The organism is Paenibacillus sp. Soil724D2 (assembly GCF_001427935.1).
GTDB lineage: Bacteria > Bacillota > Bacilli > Paenibacillales > NBRC-103111 > Paenibacillus_E.
On the sequence record NZ_LMRY01000001.1, the window covers coordinates 254,786 to 275,748 of the forward strand.

The 20,963-nt window shown below is 47.9% G+C and carries 22 protein-coding genes; 1 reads left to right on the forward strand and 21 read right to left on the reverse strand.

The window, feature by feature from the left end:
* Nucleotides 1–134: 134 nt before the first annotated feature.
* From ASG85_RS01245 to ASG85_RS01310, 14 genes are all read right to left on the reverse strand, one after another.
* The gene (locus tag ASG85_RS01245; RefSeq protein ID WP_060645155.1) at nucleotides 135–1,280 is read right to left on the reverse strand and encodes a CobW family GTP-binding protein; all 1,146 of its coding nucleotides are present in this window, start codon (nucleotides 1,278–1,280) and stop codon (nucleotides 135–137) included.
* Nucleotides 1,281–1,450: 170 nt separating this feature from the next.
* The gene (locus ASG85_RS01250; RefSeq protein WP_060645156.1) at nucleotides 1,451–1,987 is read right to left on the reverse strand and encodes a hypothetical protein; all 537 of its coding nucleotides are present in this window, start codon (nucleotides 1,985–1,987) and stop codon (nucleotides 1,451–1,453) included.
* Between the two features lie 5 nt (nucleotides 1,988–1,992).
* Nucleotides 1,993–3,156, reverse strand: coding sequence for a metallophosphoesterase (locus ASG85_RS01255; protein WP_057303565.1), 1,164 nt, complete (start codon nucleotides 3,154–3,156; stop codon nucleotides 1,993–1,995).
* Between the two features lie 38 nt (nucleotides 3,157–3,194).
* A complete protein-coding gene (locus ASG85_RS01260) occupies nucleotides 3,195–3,875 on the reverse strand; it encodes an SOS response-associated peptidase (protein ID WP_057303576.1) in 681 nt (226 codons plus the stop codon).
* A gap of 153 nt (nucleotides 3,876–4,028) precedes the next feature.
* Nucleotides 4,029–4,499 (reverse strand): hypothetical protein, encoded by a 471-nt coding sequence (locus ASG85_RS01265; RefSeq protein ID WP_060645157.1) that lies wholly within the window; start codon nucleotides 4,497–4,499, stop codon nucleotides 4,029–4,031.
* Nucleotides 4,496–5,752, reverse strand: a complete 1,257-nt coding sequence (locus ASG85_RS01270; protein WP_060645158.1) for a DNA polymerase IV — start codon at nucleotides 5,750–5,752, stop codon at nucleotides 4,496–4,498. Before ASG85_RS01270 ends, ASG85_RS01265 begins: the two co-directional genes overlap by 4 nt.
* Before the next feature lie 30 nt (nucleotides 5,753–5,782).
* A complete protein-coding gene (locus tag ASG85_RS01275; protein ID WP_060645159.1) occupies nucleotides 5,783–6,160 on the reverse strand; it encodes a hypothetical protein in 378 nt (125 codons plus the stop codon).
* 209 nt (nucleotides 6,161–6,369) lie between these two features.
* On the reverse strand, nucleotides 6,370–6,657 hold the full coding sequence (locus ASG85_RS01280) for a stage VI sporulation protein F (protein ID WP_057303561.1): 288 nt from the start codon (nucleotides 6,655–6,657) through the stop codon (nucleotides 6,370–6,372).
* Nucleotides 6,658–6,785: 128 nt separating this feature from the next.
* A complete protein-coding gene (locus ASG85_RS01285) occupies nucleotides 6,786–7,076 on the reverse strand; it encodes a DUF1294 domain-containing protein (protein ID WP_321166548.1) in 291 nt (96 codons plus the stop codon).
* Between the two features lie 71 nt (nucleotides 7,077–7,147).
* A complete protein-coding gene (locus tag ASG85_RS01290) occupies nucleotides 7,148–8,467 on the reverse strand; it encodes an alpha-L-fucosidase (RefSeq protein WP_156389983.1) in 1,320 nt (439 codons plus the stop codon).
* Nucleotides 8,468–8,851: 384 nt separating this feature from the next.
* Nucleotides 8,852–10,897, reverse strand: a complete 2,046-nt coding sequence (recG, locus tag ASG85_RS01295) for an ATP-dependent DNA helicase RecG (protein ID WP_057303559.1) — start codon at nucleotides 10,895–10,897, stop codon at nucleotides 8,852–8,854.
* Between the two features lie 3 nt (nucleotides 10,898–10,900).
* Complete coding sequence (locus ASG85_RS01300) at nucleotides 10,901–11,758, reverse strand: DegV family protein (protein WP_060645160.1); 858 nt, start codon at nucleotides 11,756–11,758, stop codon at nucleotides 10,901–10,903.
* A gap of 35 nt (nucleotides 11,759–11,793) precedes the next feature.
* Complete coding sequence (locus ASG85_RS01305; protein WP_060645161.1) at nucleotides 11,794–13,527, reverse strand: DAK2 domain-containing protein; 1,734 nt, start codon at nucleotides 13,525–13,527, stop codon at nucleotides 11,794–11,796.
* Between the two features lie 29 nt (nucleotides 13,528–13,556).
* Nucleotides 13,557–13,916, reverse strand: coding sequence for an Asp23/Gls24 family envelope stress response protein (locus tag ASG85_RS01310; protein WP_057303556.1), 360 nt, complete (start codon nucleotides 13,914–13,916; stop codon nucleotides 13,557–13,559).
* A gap of 344 nt (nucleotides 13,917–14,260) precedes the next feature.
* On the opposite strand from ASG85_RS01310, the gene rpmB reads away from it, so the two are divergent.
* Complete coding sequence (gene rpmB, locus ASG85_RS01315; protein ID WP_029197753.1) at nucleotides 14,261–14,449, forward strand: 50S ribosomal protein L28; 189 nt, start codon at nucleotides 14,261–14,263, stop codon at nucleotides 14,447–14,449.
* Nucleotides 14,450–14,543: 94 nt separating this feature from the next.
* Here the strand turns inward: rpmB and spoVM are convergent, their stop codons facing one another.
* The 7 genes from spoVM to rlmN all read right to left on the reverse strand — a co-directional run bounded on the left by spoVM (nucleotide 14,544) and on the right by rlmN (nucleotide 20,771).
* The gene (spoVM, locus tag ASG85_RS01320; RefSeq protein ID WP_036634233.1) at nucleotides 14,544–14,624 is read right to left on the reverse strand and encodes a stage V sporulation protein SpoVM; all 81 of its coding nucleotides are present in this window, start codon (nucleotides 14,622–14,624) and stop codon (nucleotides 14,544–14,546) included.
* A gap of 346 nt (nucleotides 14,625–14,970) precedes the next feature.
* Nucleotides 14,971–15,216: a hypothetical protein gene (locus ASG85_RS01325; protein ID WP_057303555.1), complete on the reverse strand. Its 246-nt coding sequence runs from the start codon at nucleotides 15,214–15,216 to the stop codon at nucleotides 14,971–14,973.
* 17 nt (nucleotides 15,217–15,233) lie between these two features.
* Nucleotides 15,234–15,884 carry a ribulose-phosphate 3-epimerase gene (gene rpe / locus ASG85_RS01330; RefSeq protein ID WP_057303554.1) on the reverse strand — a complete coding sequence of 217 codons (651 nt, stop codon included), beginning with the start codon at nucleotides 15,882–15,884 and terminating at the stop codon, nucleotides 15,234–15,236.
* A 5-nt stretch (nucleotides 15,885–15,889) separates the two neighbouring features.
* The gene (gene rsgA / locus ASG85_RS01335) at nucleotides 15,890–16,819 is read right to left on the reverse strand and encodes a ribosome small subunit-dependent GTPase A (protein WP_057303553.1); all 930 of its coding nucleotides are present in this window, start codon (nucleotides 16,817–16,819) and stop codon (nucleotides 15,890–15,892) included.
* Nucleotides 16,819–18,927, reverse strand: a complete 2,109-nt coding sequence (pknB, locus tag ASG85_RS01340; protein ID WP_057303552.1) for a Stk1 family PASTA domain-containing Ser/Thr kinase — start codon at nucleotides 18,925–18,927, stop codon at nucleotides 16,819–16,821. The genes rsgA and pknB overlap by 1 nt, the downstream gene beginning before the upstream one ends.
* Nucleotides 18,924–19,688 carry a Stp1/IreP family PP2C-type Ser/Thr phosphatase gene (locus tag ASG85_RS01345; protein WP_057303551.1) on the reverse strand — a complete coding sequence of 255 codons (765 nt, stop codon included), beginning with the start codon at nucleotides 19,686–19,688 and terminating at the stop codon, nucleotides 18,924–18,926. Before ASG85_RS01345 ends, pknB begins: the two co-directional genes overlap by 4 nt.
* A 15-nt stretch (nucleotides 19,689–19,703) precedes the next feature.
* Entirely contained in the window at nucleotides 19,704–20,771 is a 1,068-nt protein-coding gene (gene rlmN / locus ASG85_RS01350; protein ID WP_029197747.1) for a 23S rRNA (adenine(2503)-C(2))-methyltransferase RlmN, read from the reverse strand.
* Nucleotides 20,772–20,963 lie beyond the last annotated feature (192 nt).

The following is a 20,963-nucleotide window of genomic DNA, read 5'->3' on the forward strand; positions in this document are numbered from 1 at the left end:
ACGCTAATCAATCTGAGCCAAAGGGATAGTGGATACAGTGCCTCCTTAGGTTAAGCCCAACCCGGATGTTACTAAGATCATAGCAAAAAAGAATCCTCAGCTTGGTCGCCGGGACTCTTTTGGCATTGAATTGCTTATTTGACAGCTATTTCGGAAAGTGATTCTAGTCTGAGCAATTCTGTTCGGACTTCGTCTTTTGAGAAGTTCTCTCCGATAAACACGGCAACGTCCGGCACATCGCCTTTGGGAGTGATTTTGACGAAATCCATTTCTCTGTAGGCGTACTGGAACAAGAACCGACTTGAGGTATCAGAAAAACTGAGAATTCCTTTAGCACGGTATACCTCTTGCGGTAGCTTACTAACAAATTCTTCGAATGCGTTGCTATCTACAGCCCGCTCAAAAAAGTGCGTATACGCCATCACATGATTGTGAGAATGATGATGGTGACTTTCATGCGCGTGTTCATGGTCATGATGCAGATTATCGTGAGATTCATGCGGCTCATGATCCTCAGACGAATGGGTGACGTTGTGGACGTCATGATCATGGTTGGTGTCATGTTGATCTTCACGATGGTCTTCATAATAATGGTTGGCATTGTGCTGCACGTTATTATTAGTGTCATTATGTTTTGAGTTAAGGTGCTGTTTCTGACCTTGCTCTTCTTCCAGCATTTCGATGAGTCTCATATCGATTTGGCTGAATACGGTATAGTGTACAGATGCATATGGATTCCATTCGCGTACAAGAGCATCTACTTCCTGAAGCGCTGCTTCCTGTAACAGGTCTGCCTTGTTCAGTAAAAGTAAGTTCGCACAACGGATTTGTTCCTGCATGAGCCGGTAGGTCTTGCCTCGACTTGTCCGACTTAGCTCCAGCAGTTGCGGTGCATCTACTACGGTGATGACGGCTTTGAGCTCTACCGGGAGTATAAGCGAAGCATCTGTTACTTCATCGATGATTTCCATTGGATTAGCGATACCTGTCGATTCTATGAAAATCAGGTCAGGCTGCTCCTCAGTTACAAGTTCCTTGAGCGCCGTCGCAAGATCACCTCGGCTCGAACAACAAATGCAGCCCCCCAGCAGCTCGGACATCGGGACTTCATTGGCAATTAACTGCCCATCCAGATTAACTTCACCAATCTCGTTCATGATAACCGCGGGCTTACGTCCCGCTTCGGTAAAATGATCAATCGCCTTCGTTAATAAGGTGGTTTTACCGCTTCCGAGGAAGCCGGATAGTACATACACGGTAACTCTTTTGTGTGCTGCCATACTCATTTCTACCTCCGCCAAGCAGTATGATAGCAAATGCTTCTAACCTGCTCATAATTAATTCCTCTTCTATTATTCGTAATTATTACCTTTAAGTCAAGAGGATATAACATTTCCGTTGACTTGGGCATGTTGATTCTTTAATTATGTTCTGTTATTTCAAAGGACTCTTACTTAACTTCGAATTTAGTAAATAGGATCGGCCATTTCCCAACTAGCTGGACAAGAAAGGGAAATAGCTTGACCCACAACAGGCTGTTTACCCGATCAGCTGGCTTGAGTGGAAGCTCGAGTCGATCGTAGAGGATTGTCGCAGCTTCTTCGACAAGTGCTAGCGCTAGGTCAGTGGGAGCAGTTGCGTTGACTGCTTCCAAATACGGAAGATAGTGCTGACTGATGGATTCCGATAAGTGATGCTCAGATAAGTTATCTGAACCCATCACTTCACCCATCCCTAAGCTGACGAGACGTGCAACGTCTGCATCGAAAGCATAGGGAATGCAGTAGATCTCCAACGCTAAAGCTGCTATATATATCTCCCTTAATAATTCGTCTTCTTTAGACTCGGATAATATGGGATCTTTTAGGTAGGCCGCAACGATCGGTTTCATTGTGTCCCAACTATTTTCTATGCTTTTCATTGTAAACTGCATCATTGCTGCAGCTAGTTCTATCGGTGTAATTTGTTTTCTGTCTGCCTCTTGCATGCTGCTTAACCCTCTTCTCTCTCGTTACTTTTAAAATGAATGGTGAGTTCAATTATTTCTGAGCGGCTGCCTAGACGAATGGGTGGTCCCCACGTACCAAAACCTGAGGAAACGATAGCATGAAGGTTACCTTTGCGCAAGTAGCCCCAATCTAGCTCAAAGAGCCTTCTTGTTATAAGGTGATTAGGCGCCATTTGGCCTCTATGTGTATGACCTGAGAGCATCACATCCACACCAGCATCGGCTGCTTTGTCTAGGTGGTAGGGTTGATGGTCCATCACGATTATAGGTTGTCTGAGATCTGCGCCCTCCAGCAATGTAGCTAGCGCCTTACGTCCATCGGGTGTTCGCTCGGCCGCTTTGTCTTTTCTCCCAACGATGTACAGCCGTTCTTTGATGTGAACGGTTTCGTCCATGAGTACACGAATGCCGATCTGCTCCATTTGTTCCACGAAGGCAGGAATATGTCCGCCAATGTATTCATGATTACCGAGCACAGCATAAATCCCTAGTGGAGCCTGCAGTTCTCGCATTGTTTTACCCATATTGTAACGGATAAATGGCTTAATATCATCGTCTATGACATCCCCCGGCAAAAGAATCAAGTCTGGTTTCAAGCCATTGACTTGCTCTACAAGCTTACGCAGATGGCGGTTCCCGACAATTGAGCCCAGATGGATGTCGGAGGCTACCGCGATGCGAAGCTGCTCCCAGTCTCCCGCTCTTTTGGGAACCGTAATGTCATATCTGCGTATAACAGGGCTCTGTGCATTATACGAACCACGAATCATAGCAATGAGTATGATCCCTACATTTATCCAACCGAGAATCGGAACGTATGTATTTGAAGGAACGGATGCCAGATGGAACACGCCTATCGCCAAATCAGTCAACGGCAGCAGTAGAATACCAAATTGCATGATGGCAAACCAGTAGGAGCCGATAATTTTCAGTAGTCGGGACACGCCGGCAGGCAGCACCCGCGAGCTTACCCATGCTAATAAATATGACAAAGCGATAATCCAGAAGACAACCCAGTATAGTGCTGGATGAAACCAAGAACCTAGTTGGTTGGATAGAAAGACTTGACCGTGCCAACCTATGTAGCCATTCACACCAAAGACAATAATGAATATAAGTGTGATGCTTATTGCCATACGTACTTTCATGCTATGACTCTCCCATTCTGTTCTCAAAGCCAGTTCTTCTATATGAGCAGGCTTAACGGTTCTATGCATATCTCATCGTCGTTGCGAACATTGCCTACTCGGCTCGACACTGGGTACGCAAACATTTGCTCGGCCGGATACGGCTGTAATAATGGTCGTAGCCTGTCGGTGTTTGTGATACTGCGATCCAACCAAACCGCCTCCATCTCCCTCGGCAAAATGACCGGCATACGCTCATGAATATCCGCCATCATTTCGTTCGCTTCTGTTGTAACGACGGTGCATGTAGAAATACGCGTGCCATCCGGAGATGTCCACGTGTCGTACAGCCCTGCCATACTAAAGATGTCTTTGCTGCGCAGCATAATACGCATCGGCTGCTTGTGCTTACCCGTCCCTTTCCAGTCGTAGAAGGAGTCTGCCGGAATCAGGCAGCGCTTACGCTCAAACGGCTTGCGGAAGGCTGGCTTGTCCGCGAGTGTCTCAGCTCGTGCATTGAGCATCTGGTAGCCTAGCTTCTCGTCCTTCGCCCACTCAGGAACGAGCCCCCAGCGCAGCTCGCCAAGTTTATTCTTCTCCCCGTCATGGACGATAGCCATGACTTGCTGTCCAGGTGCTACATTATATCTGGGGCTGTATCTTCCAGAATATTTGTAATAAATATCATAATGAAGCATAAGCTCCTCTAGCGTCACGGTGATCGTATAGCGTCCGCACATTAGTGCACATCTTCTCCTTTGCACGGTTCTCCCACATGAGAACTAATTCTTTTAGCTGCTGCAACACTCTTCCTCCATTATGAGAAAAAGAATTACTCACGTCAATTCGCGAAAGCCCGAGGAAGATTTCTCCACGGGCTTTCATTCTTCTCGTTATTTTTCATCTGCTACTCGGCCGATAATTTCTTTTATATATTTTTTCAACTGGACACTGATTTCCGAACGCATAACATCACGAGTCATCCCAAAACGATCCTCATAACCTCGACATAGAAAACGGTGATACACGACCAATTCCGCATGTTCGTCACTGATGATTTTTATATTACGCTTAGTCAATTCACGCCGTATATCATACACGTCTCTGCTTATTTTGTTCATGACCACTTGACCAGTTGCTAGATAAAGCTGTTTTAAAAGGTTAGAACTACTCTTAATGTCATCTACGCTCTTTTGTACTATTGTAAGCATGTGGGGTAGTAAGATGTAGTCACGAATCATAATGAGCTCCTCTGATGTGGGGCGAGACGTTTTTTTGGGATCATTTCGACTTTCATATTCCTCTTGATGTTCGGTGAGTAGCATCTTTGATTTCCAACGCTCATTACCGTCTAGTTTGCTCATTTGTAATGACCTCCAATCTGTTCCGCTCGTTCTCGTGCTACTCCGGCCGTTAATAAAGAGGATGCCCGCATAATAGCGGCGCTGCCAAATCGATCTTTGATTTCATCAGTCGCTTTTTCCAAGCCGTATGCTTTCTCACGGTCCTCGAATAGAGTAAGCTGGTAAACGCTATCGTCCACCAATTGTGTGAGTGATATATGCAAGTGACTTACGGGCATTCCACTCCAATATTTATGAAATATCCCGAGCACTGCTGCCGCTACTTCATGAGAGAGCGACGTAGCTTGCTGCAGTGTTACCTGCCGACTAAACCCTGTAGACCGTACCCCATCGGTCTCCGCTGCACCAACGCTCACCACATGGCCCATGTATCTATGTCTCCTACTACGGCGACAGACCTCCACGACCAACTCTAAAAGCACAACCTCAATATCTTCAAGCTTACGATAAAGGCTGCTTCGCAGCGCCTTACCATGGCTAATAGATTTCAGTTTGTTACGAATACTTGGTACAACCGGGCTAGGATCGATGCCCCGCGCCGTCTGCCAATAGTACTCCGCTTGAATATCGCTTTGCTTTCCCATCTCCCAACGCATACGTCGTTTGAATTCGGCCAATTCCAATCGCGCTATGTCACCAATCGTGTTTAATCCCATTCTTATAAAATGACGAGTCATTCGCGATGCAACCATAAACATTTGGTGTGCGGGCAGCGGCCACAAATCAGATTCAATATTGTCAAAGCCTAGTTTGAAGATACCTTCAGGTCTTTTTTTCGCGAAATTGTCCGTTGCCATCTTGGCTAATATTTTTGTTGGTCCGATCCCGCAGCGAGTCCAGACCCCAGTTGATAGCAGCACGCGAGATTGAATTTGCAGTGCGATTTCTTCCGGAGAACCAAAACATGAAGTAGAGCCGGTAACATCGAGAAATTGTTCATCTATGCTGTACGGCTCAACCTGATCAGTAAAAGACTCAAAGATCTCAGTAATGAATAGGGATATGGTAATGTAGGTTTGCATCCGCGGTCGAATGATGTTCAAATTCGGGCATTTAGCAAGCGCCTCACCTACCCTTTCAGCCGTTGTCACTCCATGAAACTTGGCGACTGGGCAAGCCGCGAGAATGATGCCTGATCGGCGTGAAGGATCGCCTACGGCTACCGGTTTATCTTTTAGCTCAGGATGAGCGGCCTTTTCGATTGATGCGTAGAATGATTGGCCGTCGATCAGAAAAATCGTCCTTTCATGCATAGCGCTTCACCCCGCCGTGGCGATCTTTGCTCACCGCAATCCCCCCCGCATATTCATGAGCGTGGTCATAAGCTCAGCCTTGACCAAGCTGCGAAGCATCGTGAAATGATGAATGTAGCCTCGGACTTTGTACTCTACGTTAATGCCTAAGGCATTCATTTCGGTATGGATAACTTTAATATCTCGTTTCTTCATCTGGCTCTTAATACTTTGTAATTCTGGATAAATAGCCATTTCAACCTCTCTGAGATAAAAAAGAATATGATTGTACACAATTTTATCCTTATAAACCTTGAGCTCCTCCATGTCCCTTGCTAGCATATCGAGCAAAATGGGCAGCAGCGTGTATTCCTTAATAATTTGAACATCCTCTTCTGTCTCAATTCTTGAACTTGAACTAACTTTCATATTCCCACCACCATATGCGAACATATATTCGTGTTACTTATTATATACCGAACACGTATTCGTTATGCAAGTGATTTTTTTTGGAAACAAAAAAGGGCCCCTTTCATCAAGGAACCCCGTTTGGGAAACGTTAGTCTGTTTAAGTAATCGATGCCAGCCATGCAAAAGGCTAACGGGCATCGACCTTGCTGGTGGCGCTTTCTGTTCGCTTATCGAAACATGGACCATAGTTTAATCAAGTGAAAGGCATTGTTAGGATCAATCTTTTGGGCTAGGATAAACTCGAGAATTTGGTTTGTTTGGCTCCCGCTCAGCTTCTCGCCGAGAATGCCGGCAGCAAGCCCTATTAGGCGCGTAACCTTTGTATAATCTTGCAAATCAGCCTTCGTAACTCCCTGCAGCAGCATCTTCATGCGTTCCTTGATTTCCGGATTTTTCATCTTGAACTTTACGCGCTCCACGAGCGCAGGATCGATGCCATAATGCTGGTAACTCAATGTTCGCACCTCCGATACCTGTCATGTTCCTATCTTATGAGTGAAAACGCGCAAACTTGACTCATGGCTTTGTATAAAAAAAGAAAACAGCCGCCGCTGCCGGTGACTGTTTGTCTATTTAAGCCATGCTACATATAAATCACTATCAGAATAACGCATATACAATTTAGCGCAACAAGCAGCGGTATGCCAATGACGAATGAGGTATGTTTTGTCTTATGGCGCCAAACCCGCATACCAAGCCACCCGCCAATCCCGCCACCGAGGGCAGCCAGTATAAAAAGACGTTTTTCAGGCACTCTACGCCCGCCTTTTTTGGCTTGTCCCTTGTCATGTCCCATTTCTATGAACGTAACGATATTCATCAGCAGTAAATAACAGAGGAAATAAGTCAAAGTTCCATACACCTTCGTTTCCAAAAAAATAGTAAGCCTCTACTATCATCTTAAAAGCGAATGCGGACACGGTCAAATGTTAATTTATTTCCTTCTTAAAGTAACTCTAACTCCACAACCGTAGCTCTTTGATCCGGCAGCGGATAGCTAGAGTGCTCAGGTCTAGCGAAACTAATGAACGCATCGTCCGGATACTGGGCGGCATTCCAAGGACGGCTTAGGAAGAGCTCGGAACCGTCAGATAGCAACCTTGCTTTCTTCACCTTACCAGCCAACCCGTTCAAGTTAATAGGGCCTACGCTTTCCTCAAACAAGTGGGCATACAGCAGATTACCCTTTTGGGTATACCTGCCCCACTCCGGTTTCGGTAAGTAGGCTTGCCCGCAGCCGTAAATGCTGTCCCCATTTTTCTGAACCCAATCGCCGATCTCTGCCAAAATGTCGAGCGACTCCTTCGGAATCTCGCCGAGCGCATTCGGACCCACATTCAAGAGCAGATTCCCATTTTTGCTAACGCACTCTACCAACTTCCGAATAAGGGTAGTGGAAGATTTATATTGGAAATCTTGAGCTGCGTACCCCCAGTTATTATTCAGCGTGATACAAGCTTCCCATGGAAGTGAATTGCCCTCGTCATCCGTCACGCCTTGCGGCGGAATGATCTGTTCCGGTGAAGCAAAGTCACCCGAATAGCTGAGCGGATTTTTAGTGAAAATAGTTCCGCCTTCTTCACCGCTTGCGTCCAATCGGTTGTCTACGATAATATGTGGCTGCAGAGATCGAATCATCGCCATCAGCTCGGTTGCTTTCCATGTCTCCCCCTTCATGCGATCGTAAGAGAAGTCAAACCACATAACATCCAACTTACCATAGTTCGTCAGCAGTTCTCTTACTTGTCCATGCATGTACTGAAGATACCGATCGAACGTCTCCGGATTTCTTGTATAGCTCTCATTATCCCGCATCGGATGAATGCGATCCCCATAAGCCGGATAATCCTCATGATGCCAATCGATTAACGAATAATAGAGCCCCACCTTTAAGCCTTCCGCCCGAAACGCTTCAATAAATTCGCGAACCAAATCTCGCCCGGCCCGTGTATTCGTTGACTTATACTCAGTGAGAGCGCTATCAAATAAACAAAACCCGTCATGATGCTTCGCCGTCAATACCGCATATTTCATACCCGCTTGTTTCGCCGCACGCGCCCACGCCTTAGGATCATAACGGACAGGATCGAATTCATCAAAATACGTTTGATAGTCCTCTATCGAGATACGCTCGACGCTGCGCACCCATTCTCCTCTAGCTGGAATGGCATACAGTCCCCAATGAATAAACATACCGAATCGATCCTGCAGAAACCACTGCGTACGCTCTGTTCGTTCTTGAATAATCGGATGATTGCTTGTCATCAGTTACACACCTTTCGAATTAAATGCCTGTTTAAAAAGTCCACTTTCAGAACCGAGAAGGCCCTCCCGAAGTCCGGAGAAGGAGGAACGGAGCGAGATGTGAGTACCGGACTTCCCGGTTTCGTTCAAGCTTCGATGCCGAGATGCTTCCAGGAATGACTTCGTTATCAAAGTGGGCTTTTTAAACAACCTCTTTAAACTTCACAACTTTAGTCTACCAAGCCTGTGCTGTAATAGACAGGTACAAAACTAACCTTAATCAGGATATAATTAACATTCTCAAGGCGGGGTAAAGGATAAAATAGTAAAAAAACGCTAGGATCAGCGACTGACAGTGTCATCAGTCCATCCTAGCGTTTTTGTTTATTTTAGTTATAAGGCTGATTAGTCCAACACTTCGCTGTCAAAAATATGAGAGCGCTGCAAGTAGGCCCTCAGCGGCATGAATGAGGCGCCCGTCCAGAAGGACGAGTCACCGACAAGCTCTGCCGCATCATCGCGTGCCTGCTCCATGACTTCAAAGTCCGCCATCATATCGGCGATCCGGAACTCCGGCAGCCCGCTCTGCTTCGTACCGAAGAAGTCCCCCGGCCCGCGCAGCTCTAGATCGCGTCGGGCAATCTCGAAGCCGTCGGTCGTTTCGGTCATCGCCTTCATGCGCTCCTTGCCGACCTCGGTCTTCGGGTCGGCGATGAGCACGCAGAAGGACTGGTGCTCGCCGCGGCCCACCCGCCCGCGCAGCTGATGCAGCTGCGACAGGCCGAAGCGGTCGGCGTCGTAGATCACCATCAGCGTGGCGTTCGGCACGTCCACGCCAACCTCGATCACCGTGGTCGACACGAGCGCCTCCACGGTGCCTTCCTTGAATGCGCGCATGATCGCTTCCTTCTCTTGCGCGCTCATTCGCCCGTGCAGCAGGCCGATCCGCATGTGCGGGAAATGCTGCTGCAGCTGAATGTGGACGTCGATGGCATTCTGCACGTCCAGCTTGTCCGACTCTTCGATGAGCGGACAAATGATATAGGCCTGCCGCCCTGCGGCGACCTCGCGTTGAATGAAGCCGAGCACACGCTCCAGCATCGCATGCTGAACCGCGTACGTCTTGATCGGCTTACGCCCTTTCGGCAGCTCACGCAGCGTCGAAACGTCCATGTCGCCGAAGGCCGTAATCGCCAGTGTGCGCGGAATCGGCGTCGCCGTCATCGTCAGCACGTCGGGGTTCATGCCCTTGCGCCGCAAGATGCTGCGCTGGTTCACCCCGAAGCGGTGCTGCTCGTCCGTCACGACAAGCCCCAGCTGGCGGAAGTAGACGTCCTCCTGAATAAGGGCATGCGTGCCGACCAGCACGTTGATCATGCCCATCTGCAAGGAGGCCAGCAGATCCCGCCGCTGCCGGTCGGTTGAGCTGCCTGTCAGCAGCGCAACCTGCAGCCCGTAGGGCTCGAACAAGCCGCTCAGCGAGCGCATATGCTGCTCAGCCAGAATCTCCGTCGGCACCATCAGCGCGCCTTGGTAGCCGGCCTTTACCGTCGCGTAGAGGCCTATGGCCGCGACGATCGTCTTCCCCGCACCGACATCGCCTTGCAGCAGTCGGTTCATGGCGTACGGCTCCTGCATATCGTGCAGGATCTCGCCTACGACCTTCTTCTGCGACTCCGTCAGCTGGAAGGGGAGCGCGCGCACGAAGGCGCGGACAGCAGGCAAGTCCACCTGCTGCTTCAGCCCGTCCGCACGGCTGCGCGTCACGGCGCGGTAAGCCTGCAGCTTGAGCTGGAATAGGAACAGCTCCTCATACACCATGCGCCTGCGCGCCTGCTTGCCTTCCTCCACGCCGCTCGGCGTGTGGATGACTGCTAGCGCCTTGCTGCGCGGCATAAACCCATACCTGCCGGTAATACCAGCCGGCAGCACTTCACTGATCATGGCGCTGTACTGCGTCAGCGCCTGCTGAATGACCTTACGCATCCACTTCTGCGTAACAGAGCCTACAACCGAATACACCGGCTGTATGGTGCCGGTATTGGAATCACCTTGTCCGGGAAACTCCGAATCGGACACGCTCATTTGCCTGCGCTTGCCGTCCCATTTGCCGGTGAGTATAATCTCCTGCTGCGGCCGCAAGCGGTCCTTCAAGAAGTGGCGGTTAAACCACACCGCCGTCAGCAGGAACTCATCGACCATCACCTTGCAGGATAGTCGGGATTTGCCGCTGTAGCGCTGCAGCACCGGCTCTCCGATGATATACCCCTTCACAGTGACGCGGTCGCCGTCCTTCACACTAGCTAAATCACGCACTGTGTAATCCTCATACCGGAATGGCACATATTCCAGTAAATCCATAACCGTAAAAATGCCCATGGAGTTGAGCTCAAGTGCCTTCTGAGCGCCCACTCCATGGACTTCGCGTACTTCAAATTGATTCAAATCCATATTTTACACCGTACTCGCGAACGCTGCGATGGTGCCTGGTCCAGCGTGTGCGCCAATAACAGGCCCCAGTGTAATGTAGTCCACATGCTCCACAACAAATTGCTGCATGATGGCTGCGCGCAGCTGCTCCGCACCTTCCAAATTGTTTGCATGAGCAATGTGTAAACTGCGGATTGTCTTACCGGGTACATCCGCCGCCAACAGCTCAAGTATTCGCGCAACCGCTTTTTTGTGACCGCGAACCTTATCAATCGCAGCTACTTCACCCGCTCGATCCAGAGAAAGAATGGGCTTTATGTTTAGCAAAGAACCGAAAAGAGCAGATGCTTTGCCGATTCTTCCGCCTTTTTGCAAAAATTCTAGCGTATCTACGAGGAAGTATATGTAAAAGTTCTCTCTCATCGTTCGTACAAGCTCTAAAATCTCATTGACACTTTGCCCCGCCTTAGCTGCTCTGGCAGCAGCTACAGCAAGAGCGCCAATCCCATAGGAAGCCGAGCAGGAATCGAACACATGAACCTTGCCTGACGAGTCCTCCAGCATCGTGGAAGCCAGCAGCGCTGACTGGTACGTTCCGCTCAGCACTGATGCCAAATGAATAGAGATAACCTCCGTATCCGGCTCTTCAAGCAGGCTCTGATACAGGTCCAGAAACTCCGCAGGAGACGGCTGTGACGTTCGGGGAAAGTGAGGTGACGAGGTCAGCTTCGGATAAAACTCCTCAGACTGCAGCGTCACCGTATCTAAATATTCTTCATCTCCAAAATGGATCTTGAGAGGCACCATCTCGATATTAAGTTCTTGTCTTAGTGCCAAAGGTATGTCGGCCGTGCTGTCCGTTACGATACGAATGTTTGTCAACAGGGCTCACTCCATTTCACGAATTTACTCCACTGCTATTCAACGGAAAACAGGTACGCATACAAAGGCTGTCCGCCAGGATGAAGCTCAATTTCTATTTCGGGGTAAGCCGCTTGAATGAACGCCTCTAGCTCCTCCGTCTCTGCATTGACGGCATCTTCTCCAGTGAGGATAGTGACAATTTCGCTGCTTTCTTCAATCATTTCCTCCAGCAGCTTCTTACAAGCATCCAGAAGACTCGGCTGTGAAGATACAATGCGCCCATCTTGAATGCCAATAAAATGGCCCTGTTTGATGTCAATACCGTCCATGTTCGTATCGCGCACAGCGTAAGTAACTTGGCCCGATTTTACACGTCGAAGCGATTCACTCATGGCTTCCGTATTTGTTTTGGCATCCGCCTTCTCTTGGAACGCCAGAATGGCTGCAAGACCCTGAGGAATCGATTTAGATGGAATTACAATCAGCGTTTTGTTGTCTACCAGTTGGGTAGCTTGCTGCGCAGCCAAAATAATATTGGAATTGTTGGGCAGCACATAAATGGTGTCTGCATCAATACTGTTAACCGCATTCACAATATCCTCGGTGCTTGGGTTCATCGTCTGTCCACCCGACAGTACGACATCGACGCCTACGCTAGATAAAATATCGGTAATGCCATCACCTAGAGCAACTGCAACGAAACCATACGGCTTGCTTGGCGTTACAGCTGTGGCCGTGGTAGAAACAGGAGCTTCGTACCCTTCGGTCATATCTTCCAATATATGTGAATGCTGATCGCGCATATTTTCAATTTTGATACGGCTCAGAGCACCGTAATTCATGGCTTGGTTCATCACTTCCCCCGGGTATTCGGCGTGAATATGAACCTTCACTAACTCGTCATCGGCTACAACCAGCAGCGAATCCCCCAACTTGCTCAGTTGATCACGGAACGCGCCTTCATCGAAAACTAGTCCTTTGACCTTGCCTGGAGCAATTGTCAGCATAAATTCTGTGCAGTATCCGAATTCGATGTCTTCCGTGGCCAAATGCGCCTGTGCGGGAAGATGTGCGTGCACTTCCTTCGCTAGGTTCATGCCGGGAACGAGTGAAACCGCACCAAGTGTTGTATCCATCGTAGCGTAGTCATCGTTCACTTGAACCAGACCGCCGCTTAACGCCGCTACAAAGCCTTCATAGACACATACAAGCCCTTGTCCGCCTGCATCTACCACACCGACCTGTTTGAGCACAGCAAGCTGCTCAGGCGTTCTAGCGAGGGCTTCCTTCGCTTTGCCCAGAACCTCCTGCATGAGATCAAGCAGGTCGCTTCCACGTCGATACTGTGTGGCGTGCTTAGCTGCTTCTTTCGATACCGTCAAAATTGTTCCTTCCACCGGCTTCACAACAGCTTTGTAAGCTGTCTCTACGCCTTGCTGCAGAGCGCCCGCGAATTGCTGTACATTTACATGCTCAAGATCATGCACATGCTTCGCGAAACCGCGAAACAGCTGTGACAAAATAACCCCTGAGTTGCCTCTTGCGCCCATCAGTAACCCTTTGGACAATGCATCAGCTGCTTTCCCAATATGGGAGGATGGCTTCTTTTTAAGTTCCTCACAACCCGCAGTGAGTGTCAAATTCATGTTGGTGCCGGTATCTCCGTCGGGTACAGGAAAAACGTTCAATCCATTAACCTTATCTACATTTCTGCGAAGGTTATCCGCACCCGCCAAGACCATGGCAGTGAAGTCATTTCCATTTATTGAAATAAAGCGCTTACTCAAAGTGATTCCCCTTCCTGGTTATCGGGCTTTTACTTGGCTACACGAACGCCTTGAACAAAAATGTTCACATCGTCCACATGAAGCCCTACGACGTCATTCAAAATATATTTGACTTTCGTTTGGACATTACCTGCGACTACGGATATTTTCGTTCCATAGCTGACAATAATATAAAGATCAATTTCGAGTCGCCCGTTTTCATGGCGGACTTCGACGCCGCGGCTTAAATTGTCCCGGCCTAGCAATTCAGCTATTCCGTCTTTCAGTTGCTTTCTCGTTGCCATGCCAACAAGTCCATAACAATCTAACGCAGCGGATCCCGCCAGTGTTGAAATCACTTCATTGGTAATATACACTTTTCCGTACTCGGTTGTGAGTTCAATTGGCATTATCTAACAACTCCTTCAAGTTTCGCTTTAGCAAGACTAACTTTGTAAGCATTCCCTTTCCTGTTTTGCTTTAGCAAATTCGACTTTATAAGTCAATTTCTATGTACTTGGAATGTGGGCTAATCTTCATTGTACTATAACATACTGAATAAATAAACGGCAAAAGTGCAGGTAATTCGTTGACTAGGCTCCTTTTGCTATGCTATTATATTTAAGTGTGTTTTTGCTGGTTATATTATGAATCGCAACAAACCTAACAATGTCTAAAATTATGGAAAGCTGTCATGTCAAGCTTAGGCTTGCCACCCAGGCTGCTTTGTATACTGCCCAAGGAGGTGTCAAACATGTCCCGCAAATGTTTCATTACAGGTAAAAGTCCTTCTTCAGGAAATCACGTGTCCCACGCTAACAATAAAAACAAGCGTACTTGGGGAGTTAACGTTCAAAAGGTTCGCATCCTCGTTGATGGCAAACCAAAACGGGTTTACGTAAGTACTCGTGCGTTGAAATCCGGAAAAGTGGCTCGCGTTTAATTTGTAGCTGCGCATATTCTTATGTGAAAGACAAAAAGCACCTTATCGGTGCTTTTTTTGCATTTCTGGGGAAATGGAGTAAGTATGTGTTAGCCTAGTTTTTACTAAACGTATTCAGTACGGCTTTCACGAATCCACCCAAAAATCTTGGTAGTTTGATTGTGTAGAACTTCATTCTCTACCCCTCCTTAGAGTTTTCGTCAGAAAACAGACTTCATGAGCATTCGCTTAGAGTTTTCGTGAGATAAACCTCTACCGAGGTCTTACGAAGATGAGCGACCGCGCTTAGAGGAAGGCAGAAAACTGACTTCATGAGCACAGACTTCAAGTTTTCAGAAGAAACTTACGTCGTAAGCATATGCTTCACAAGTTGCATGACTGCTCCTTAGCATCGTTACAACAGTATATGCCCGGACCGTGAAAAAGTGCCTTCTATTTTTACTTTCTCCCACAATTCGCTCGCTTCCAGAAAACAAAAAAAGCTACAAGAGCGCTTCACTCTTGTAACTATATGTATGCGGCTATGGTGCAGTTATGCCCAGTTGCGTGTAAAGCGCATAAATTAAACTGAAAATAAAATAGAAGAGAACAGCAATAACGATGAACCAAATGCGAAACCCAATCTGCTCAAACCGACGGAAAAATCGCATCCCTACATACAAGGCGCCAAGCGAGAATATATACTTCGAGACATCATGTATATTTGAGAAACACGCCAAGAGGATTGCACAAAGCAGACTGTACATCAATAACCAGAGAAATCTCATCGTCCTTCGTTCCCCCTCTACCCGCGTATTCGCCTGATAGCCTCGGCACGATCGGACTGCCCGAACACAGCATTACCGGCAACCAACACATTGGCTCCAGCTTCCACCACCTGGCGAGCCGTCACCTCGTTAATACCGCCGTCCACCTCAATATGAAGCCCGTTCAATCCCTTAGCATTCGCTTGCTCACGCAGTGCGCGAATTTTGCTCAACATGCCAGGAATGAAAGCCTGTCCGCCGAATCCAGGATTGACCGTCATTATAAGCACAAGATCCAACTGTTCATCGAGTACATGCTCAATTAGTGAAATCGGGGTTGCAGGATTCAGCACAACCCCCGCTTTGACCCCGCTTTGCTTAATAAGATGAAGTGTCCGATGCAGATGCGTACAAGCCTCTACATGGACGGATATCAAATCGGCACCCGCTTTTACAAAATCAGGTATATAGCGATCCGGCTGCTCAATCATCAAATGAACATCAAGCGGCAGCTTGGTCACTGGGCGTATCGCTTCAACAACAAGTGGACCAATTGTGATATTGGGCACGAAATGGCCGTCCATGACATCCACATGGATCCAGTCGGCTCCGCCAAGCTCCGCATCCTTAATCTCGTCCCCAAGTTTAGCGAAGTTGGCTGATAAAATAGAAGGTGCTACGTATACCATCCGTCCTAATACCTCCTCTTCCGATCCTTGATTTCAGTTAAAAACAATAAGTAATGATCATAACGAGAAGCTGCAATCGTCCCCTCGGCTACCGCATCACGAACCTTGCAATCCGGCTCATGCAGGTGCAAACAGCCTCTAAACCTACAGCCCTCCGCTATCGCGGCAAATTCCTTAAAGCAGCTGCTAAGACCCTCCGCTTCGACTTCCATAAAGTCTAACTGGCTGAATCCCGGCGTATCGGCTACAAGGCCGCCATTCGTGAGTGGCATCAGCTCAACATGACGTGTTGTATGCTTTCCTCTGCCTAACCTCTGAGAAATGGCATTCGTTTCCAGATTAAGACCACTAATCATCGCATTAAGCAAGGAAGACTTACCCACACCAGATTGTCCAGCAAAAACACTGACGGCTCCGTCCAAATGATGCAGAATCGCTTCCACGCCTTCCTGCAGCTTAGAACTCGTCTTCACTACCGTATAACCGATTCCCTCATAGAGCTTCGTAATCCGCTCCAACTCAGCAACGGTCATTTCTTTGGGAACGGAAGATTCATCATCTTCTGTTAATAAATCACTTTTTGTGAAACATAACAAAACATCAATGCCCGTATTTTCAATATGGACGAGAAATTTATCTAACAACTGCAAATTGAGAACAGGCTCTGTGACCGAAAAAACGAGCACAACCACGTTTACATTGGCGATTGGAGGTCGTATGAGCTCCGAAGTACGGGGAAGGATTTCCGTAACGGTCCCTTCCCCATTCTCCGTTTCCGCGTACATAACGCGATCTCCTACAAGGGGGGTTATGTTTCTGTTTTTGAAAACGCCTCTTCCGCGGCAAGTAACCGTCTTGGCTTCCCGGAGATCGGCCTCCTCAGGCAACACGTAATAATAGCCGCTCAGCGCTTTTACGATATATCCTTGCGGCATTACGGTGTGCCTCCAGCAGGTGGTTTAGCGACAGTGCCGCCTGTTTGCCCATTTCCAGTGCCGCCAACCGGAATAGCCGGTCCATTGCTTTGCTGTTTAGGCGTTGGCGATGGTGACGTGGAGGGACTAGGTGATACGGTCTTCCCATTTTTTTGATCCAAGTAGTCTTGATAGGTGCGAGTAATGGAGTTGACCAAGTTATCTCCTTCTTTAATCAAGATGACAGCTTTCTTATCTGGAGAAACAATGACTTTGACATCCATATTCTGAGGCTTCGATACTTTTTCTGTTTTGTACTCGAAGTTCTCGTACTGGGCATCGCTTACGACAATTTTGAACTCGGAATCTTTGCCCTCCGTCGTCGGCTTAACAGCAATACTTACCGTAAGCTGTCCAGCATCCTCCGGCAATCCGTCGCTAATGATCAAAGAAATCTCAGAGCCAACGGATACATCCTGGTTTTTTTCAAAAGGAAACTGTTTAACAACCTTCCCTTTCGCGACTTTGTAGCTTTTCTCACGGGTAACGCCATTCACAGGGAGCTTAAGATTCAGCTTTGTGAGTTGGGCTTTAGCTTCTGCTTCCGTCATTCCGACGAGATCCGGCATTTTGAACGTTTCCTTGGCTTTGCTTACGGTAAAAGCAATGACCGCTTTGTCAAGCTCAAACTCTTCGCCAGCCAAAGGGGATTGTTTCAAAATCAAATCTGGAGCACCATCATTCGTCTCTTGTGTAATCGTAATCTGCTCATCCTTGATGCCGAGGGCTTGCAGCTTCAGCTTAACATCCTTAAAGGGTTGCCCTGCATAATTATCCATCTTGATTTTGGGCGTACCCTTACTAACATACAGCGTCACTTTGGTGCCCACATTCATTCTCATCCCCGTAGGATCTTGACGAATGACAATGTCTTTAGCCAGCTTGCTGTCTATATCATATTCAACCGTGGAGCCTAATTTAACTGCCGTCAATTCAGCTTGAGCTTGAATCAACGGTTTACCTGCCACATTGGGAACCTCGACGGTTTCAATGGCAAACATCCCTTTCACGTACCCGACCATATACCACATAGCACCGAGCACCATTAACAAAACGACGATCCAAATGAGCGGCTTAATCCACCCTTTCCCTTTGGGAGGAGCAGGCTCTTCCCGCCAGGCAGGTTTCTCGGGCTCATCATCATCCTCGAACTGTCCGAGTTGGTCGGCGCGAATCGCAGGCATCACTAAGGTACGCTCTTCGTCCATCCCATCCGCATCCCAGAAAGCTACCTTCGCTTCATTCCGGCGATCCGGATTCAAACAGGTATCGAGATCTGCCATCATTAGCTTCGCTGATTGATAGCGTTCTTCAGGCTTTTTGCGCATGGCTCTCAAAATAATGTTTTCCACGCTTTGCGGAATGAGAGGATTCACCTTACGCGGTTCTTCCACATCTTCCTGCAAATGCTTCAAAGCTACAGAAATCGGGCTCTCACCGAGAAAAGGCAGGCGAGCTGTCAGCATTTGATACATCACGATACCCAAAGAATACAAATCGGATTTCTCCCCTGTATTCGTTCCTTTGGCATGTTCCGGTGAGAAATAGTGCACAGAACCGACGACCGATCCGGTTTGCGTTATGGTCGAAGACGTGGCAGCCCGTGCGATACCGAAATCCGTCACTTTAACACGGCCGTTTTTGCCGATCAAAATATTGTGCGGTTTGATATCCCGATGAATGATTTCATTGTGGTGGGCGTGATCGAGGGCATCTGCAATCTGACTCGCGTAGTGAACCGCATCTTCGACCTGCAGCGGCGCTCTCTCTTTGATGACATCATTCAAGGTCGTGCCTTCTATGTATTCCATCACAATATAATGCACGTCTTCTTCTTGTCCGACGTCATAAATACTGACGACATTAGGATGAGAAAGTGAAGCGGCTGCTTGAGCTTCTCTACGGAAACGACGAATGAATTCTTCATCGTGCACATACTGCTGGCGCAGTACTTTCACAGCCACTTTACGATTTAATAATAGATCATGCCCTTTGTAGACTAAAGCCATGCCGCCTCCGCCAATGCGATCTAAGATTTCATAGCGGCCTCCAAGCTTTCTACCGATCAATTCCCATCACCCCTTTTTTCGTCCGAATCATGATCGTGCGCAAGTAAAACGACCGTTACATTATCGTCTCCGCCTTCATCAAGCGCGCTTTGAATCAACTGTTCCGCTGCATCTTCGATACGTTCGTACGATTTGACAATTCGTAAAATGTCGCCGGAATCCACCAATCCGCTTAAACCATCCGTACAGATCAGAACAATATCCCCCGGGCGCCACGCGTACTCATAGAGATCTACCTCTACGCCCGGCTCTGTTCCGAGTGCGCGAGTGATCCAGTTACGTCTAGGGTGATGATCGGCCTCTTCGAGGGTAATCTGCCCGTTCTTCACAAGCTCATACACCAAAGAATGATCTTCCGTTAGTTGTGTGATCGATTCACCGGTGATCTTGTAAGCGCGACTGTCACCGATATGTCCAATAATAAGAAGCTCTTGCGAAGCAATAATGGCAACAACCGTCGTGCCCATACCATGATAACTTTCTTGCCCTGAGGCGAATTCATAAATTTTCTCATTCGCCTTTTCAATGGCTTCCTTCAGCACTTGCTTACAAGCTTCCACAGACATTCCCCAATGGATCGATTGCAGCTGATCTGCAATCATTTCGATGGCCATTTGGCTGGCGATATCACCAGCTTGATGTCCCCCCATGCCATCAGCCACAATAGCCAAAGATAGGCCATTGAGATCATGATGGATGGCGGCTCGGTCCTCATTTACTAAGCGGACTTTGCCAATATCGGTACGGCTTACCATCTTCATCCGGATTTCACCTCATTACTTGTTCTCCATATGCTTCGCGCGCAGTTGTCCGCAGGCAGCAGCAATGTCACTGCCTTGTTCACGACGTATGGTGGCATTAATTTTGCCCTTCTCAAGAATACGTTGGAAGGTGAAAATATCATCCCTAGGTGTACGCTTGAAATCCCGTTCGGCCACGAAATTCACTGGAATCAGGTTCACGTGGCTAAGCGGCATATCCTTCAGCACTTGCGCTAGTTCCTCAGCATGTTCAGGCTGGTCATTCACTTCCCCCATAAGGGCATATTCAAACGTAATTCGTCTGCCGGTTTTGGCAATGTAATACTTACACGCTTCAATTAAATCTACAAATGGGAATCTACGATTGACAGGCATCAGCTTGGATCTGAGCGTATCATTCGGCGCATGAATAGATATCGCCAGATTGACTTGCAAATTCTCATCAGCGAATTTGTAAATGTTCGGCACAATCCCACTCGTCGATACCGTGATATGACGTTGTCCAATGTTCAGGCCTTTCGGGTGAATCATGACACGAAGGAAATTCATTGTCGCTTCATAATTTTCAAAAGGCTCGCCAATACCCATAATGACGATGGAAGAGATTCGTTCCTCTGTCTCATCCAGCAATTTCTGGGCTTTAACAACTTGGGCCACAATCTCACCCGGTCTCAAATCCCGCTTCAAACCGCCCAACGTAGATGCACAAAATGTACACCCTACCCGGCACCCTACTTGCGTTGTTACGCAAATACTGTTGCCGTAGTTGTGCTTCATGACAACTGTTTCAATGGCATTCTTGTCTTCCAATTCAAATAAAAACTTGACCGTACCGTCCTGCGACTGATACTTGGCAATTTCGGAAAGCGTAACGAACTCAAACTGATCCTTCAGTTTGTCACGCAGCGACTTCGGCAAGTTCGACATCTCATCGAAGCTGAATACCCGCTTAATATAAAGCCAATCGAAAATTTGCCCGGCACGAAAAGAGGACTCGCCGTTCTCTTTCACCCAGCTTTGCCATTCATCCCAATTCAAATCATATACAAACGGTTTATCTTTCTCATAAGGCTTATTTCCCACATTTATCACAACCTGTTGTTATTTGTCCTGATTTTTTGCTAATCGTATGTTATTTTATCACAAAGCGGGAACGAACACACATCCCCGTGAGCAAGCAGCTGCGGACGATAGGCATTTACGTGGCTGAGTAACCGTCAAAACCAACCCAGACCACCCAGAGCATTACCTGCAAAAAGCGCAGCTAAATCGAAT